At 41.2% G+C, this 3,918-nt stretch carries 3 protein-coding genes; 1 reads left to right on the forward strand and 2 read right to left on the reverse strand.

The window, feature by feature from the left end; genetic code table 11:
* Positions 1-48 precede the first annotated feature (48 nt).
* Together AB5062_RS22405 and ruvB are read right to left on the reverse strand one after the other, a co-directional pair.
* The gene (locus AB5062_RS22405; protein ID WP_005838743.1) at positions 49-1,494 is read right to left on the reverse strand and encodes a lipopolysaccharide biosynthesis protein; all 1,446 of its coding nucleotides are present in this window, start codon (positions 1,492-1,494) and stop codon (positions 49-51) included.
* Positions 1,495-1,497: 3 nt separating this feature from the next.
* Complete coding sequence (gene ruvB, locus AB5062_RS22410) at positions 1,498-2,526, reverse strand: Holliday junction branch migration DNA helicase RuvB (RefSeq protein WP_005838742.1); 1,029 nt, start codon at positions 2,524-2,526, stop codon at positions 1,498-1,500.
* Between the two features lie 126 nt (positions 2,527-2,652).
* Between ruvB and AB5062_RS22415 the strand changes: the two genes are divergently transcribed.
* On the forward strand, positions 2,653-3,771 hold the full coding sequence (locus AB5062_RS22415) for a site-specific integrase (RefSeq protein WP_118410253.1): 1,119 nt from the start codon (positions 2,653-2,655) through the stop codon (positions 3,769-3,771).
* Positions 3,772-3,918 lie beyond the last annotated feature (147 nt).

The raw sequence follows: 3,918 nt of genomic DNA on the forward strand, positions 1-3,918 counted from the left end.
GCTTTATATAAGGCACATTCTTCAAATCATTCTTCAGGTCACTCATAGCTATTTCTTTATGTATCGGTTTATAACAGGTATCTGCTGCAAGGGGAAGTCCGTTTTCACAATATATGCCACAAACAATAACAACAGTAATGTACGAACACCCAACAACAAGAATATATTTTGAATAGGAAGATAAACTGAAACAATGTAAAGTACCAGCGCTAACGCCACATAGTTACCTATCGCTTTCAAATCATAATTAATAGGATATTTTTTCTGCCCTACAAAATAAGAGAGAAGCATAGCTACTCCATATCCGGCAAAACCTGCCCACGCACACGCCATATAGCCAAATACCGGAATAAGGAAAATATTTATCAGGATAATGATACTGCATCCCACCAATGAAAAATAAGCTCCCCATTTTGTTTCATCAATCAGCTTATACCAAAAAGAAAGATTGAAATAAATACCCATAAACATTTCGGCAGCCATGACAATAGGTACAACTTTAAGCCCTACCCAATAATCACGTCCTAAAATATAACGCAATATATCAAGGTAAAACATAACAGCCAAAAAGGCCAGCAAAGTGAAGATAATGAAAAACTTCATCGCTTTGGCATACATTTCCCGACTATCCTTTTCTTTACTCTTACTAAAAACAAACGGCTCGTATGCAAACCGGAAAGCCTGTGTCAGCATGGCCATTATCATAGCTATTTTACTGGCAGCCCCATAAATACCCAACTGGATGGTCGCCTCCGCCTTATCAGGATAAACAAACGGAAAAATAATTTTATCGGCTACCTGATTTAAGATTCCGGCAATACCCAGAATCAATATCGGGAAAGAATAATGCAGCATACGCCGCAACAACTCCCTGTCCAGCACATACCTGAAGCCCACCAATTCTTTCCACATACACAGCATCACCAAAGAAGTACAAGCCAGATTTATAGCAAAAGCCACTCCGACATTCTCTCCTTTCATACCTACAAAATAAGCGATATTCAAGGCAATGCTGGCAAAAATGAACAACAATTTCAATGCAGCGAACTTAACAGGGCGTTTCTTATATCGCAAATAAGCAAAAGGAATAGCTTGGAAAGCGTCCATTGCGACTACAATCAGCATCATCCCCATATACCACGGATGCTCTCCATATCCCAAGAAACCTGCTATGGGATGCAGAAAAGAAAGACAAACGATTAAAAACAAGAGCGCAGTCGCCCCTACCGAAAGCAAAGTAGTGGAATAGACGCGCATCGGATCATCCACCCCCTTATTGGCAAACCGGAAAAATCCGGTTTCCATACCATATGTTAAAAGCACCATCAGCAAGGCAGTTATAGCATACATATTGGTAATGATACCATAGCCCCCCGATTCCACAGGCAAAGCGTTGGTATATATCGGTACTAACAAATAATTCAGGAACCGCCCGATGATACTACTCATCCCATATATGGCTGTTTCCTTGGCTAATGCTTTTAATCCTGCCATCTTTTAATCATCAAATAATGTCTTCTGACTATTATAAATGCTCCGTCCCAGGTGCATATAGGCCAGTTCCGTGACCTCACGTCCACGCGGAGTACGTTTTAAGAAACCTTCTTTAATCAAAAAAGGTTCATAAACCTCCTCTATTGTTCCGGCGTCTTCACCCAAAGCGGTTGCAATAGTAGTCAGCCCCACAGGGCCTCCCTTAAACTTATCTATAATAGTACATAAAATCTTGTTATCTATCTCATCCAGTCCATACCTGTCAATGTTCAAGGCTTCTAAAGCAAACCGGGCAATTTCCACATCAATCCTTCCGGAACCTTTCACCTGGGCAAAATCACGGACGCGCCTCAACAGCGCATTTGCAATACGGGGCGTTCCACGGCTGCGCGAAGCAATCTCACCCGCCGCTTTCACGTCACAAGGCACATTCAATATAGTAGCTGAACGACGGATAATGCTTGTCAATACATCATCGTCATAATACTCCAAATGAAGATTAATTCCAAAACGGGCACGCAAAGGCGCAGTCAGCAACCCACTCCGGGTAGTGGCTCCAACCAAAGTAAACGGGCTCAACTCCAACTGGATACTACGCGCCGAAGGTCCCTTGTCTATCATTATATCGATACGATAATCCTCCATGGCAGAATACAGATATTCTTCTACCACAGGGCTCAACCGATGTATTTCATCAATAAAAAGCACATCATTGGGTTCCAGGCTGGTCAGTACTCCCGCCAAATCACCCGGTTTATCCAGCACCGGTCCTGAGGTCACTTTAAAACCTACTCCCAGTTCATTGGCAATGATATTACTTAAGGTCGTCTTGCCCAAGCCGGGAGGTCCGTGCAAAAGAACATGGTCTAACGCCTCGGCCCGCAGACGCGCCGCCTTGACAAAGATGCGCAGATTATCCACTACCTTATCCTGCCCGCTGAAATCTTCAAAATTCAGCGGACGTAAGGCATTCTCAAAATCGCGTTCCTTAGTTGTGAGCTGTTGCTCGCGTATATCAAAATTTTCTTCCATTTTTTTGTTTATGACACAAAGGTACAAAAGATATTATTATTATAGAAAGAAAGATGGAGGAATTCATTTTCAGTTCCTCTCTGGTCCTTCTTTTCAACATTATTATTGTATTAATTATTATTCATTATGGGAATTACATTAGGAAAGAAACAATTGAACAAAGGAAGAGTTTCGCTTTATTTGAATTACAGTTATAACGGGAAGCGCCGCAAAGAGTATTTGGGCATCATCCTGGACGCTCCTACCAGTGCAGAGCGAAGAGCGGAAAACAGAAACAAGGTACTAATTGCCAGGCAGATAAGAGCAAAGAAGGAACTAGAATTCTTATCTGTTGAATATCATCTGAACGATATAGAAAATACATTCGATGATATACTTCCAACAGATAAAAGCAATGTTCCCGATTTCTATATTCTGATAGGACAATACCTGGATACCTATCACAAAAAGGACAAGAAAATGGTCAGGGCATGTATCACCCATCTGCGACTGTTTACAAGAAAGAAAAGCTTACCTGTAACCCTTCTCACAAAAGATTTTTGTATAAATTTTCTTGAGTATCTCAGGGGTCATCTCCGAGGTAACACTCCCATCGGATATTTCAAGAAATTCAGAATGTGCATCAATAAATGTATAGAAAAAAAGTTAATGACCTCTAACCCTACAGATGGTATCCGCCTGATGCAGTTTGATGAGGTAACCAAAGCAATCCTCAGCTTAAAAGAGATTCAGAAACTTGCTATCACTCCATGCCCCAACAACGAAGTAAAAAGGGCATTCTTGTTCTCTTGCTATTGTGGGCTGCGCTGGTGTGATGTGCACCAACTGCAATATAAAGACATAGATTTCTCATCAAACCGCCTTACTATTCTACAACAGAAAGTACAGTCACACTCCAAAAACGCAATCTTGCATCTAAACTTAAACCACACTGCCATCAAGCTCCTGCAAAGACATAAAGGCATTAACGAGGAGTTGGTATTCGGGCTCCCCTCCTATTCTTACACACTAAGAATTTTAAACAAATGGGTCAAAAGGGCTAATATACACAAGCACATCACCTTCCACTGTGCCCGGCACTCATTTATCACCAACATTATGGCAAATGGAGCTAATATCAAGACCGCCGCCAGCCTTGCAGGACATTCTACTACCCGGCACACTGAAAAATATGTTCATATCATAGATGAACTCAAACAAAAAGCAGTAGATAGTTTACCGGATATTATTGTCAATTATAAATAAAAAAGGACCTGAAACGGCCCTTACATCATTAAAGTTGTCACACATATAACTGGTGTTCAAACAATTAGTATTACTGTATAGTATCCGGCACGAATACGACCTACCTGAGTAATGCGGTGAACAACTACTTCGGATGCAATTTCAAGC

The organism is Phocaeicola sp. RTP21359st1_B8_RTP21360_211022 (assembly GCF_040911965.1).
GTDB classification, from domain to species: Bacteria; Bacteroidota; Bacteroidia; order Bacteroidales; family Bacteroidaceae; genus Phocaeicola; species Phocaeicola vulgatus.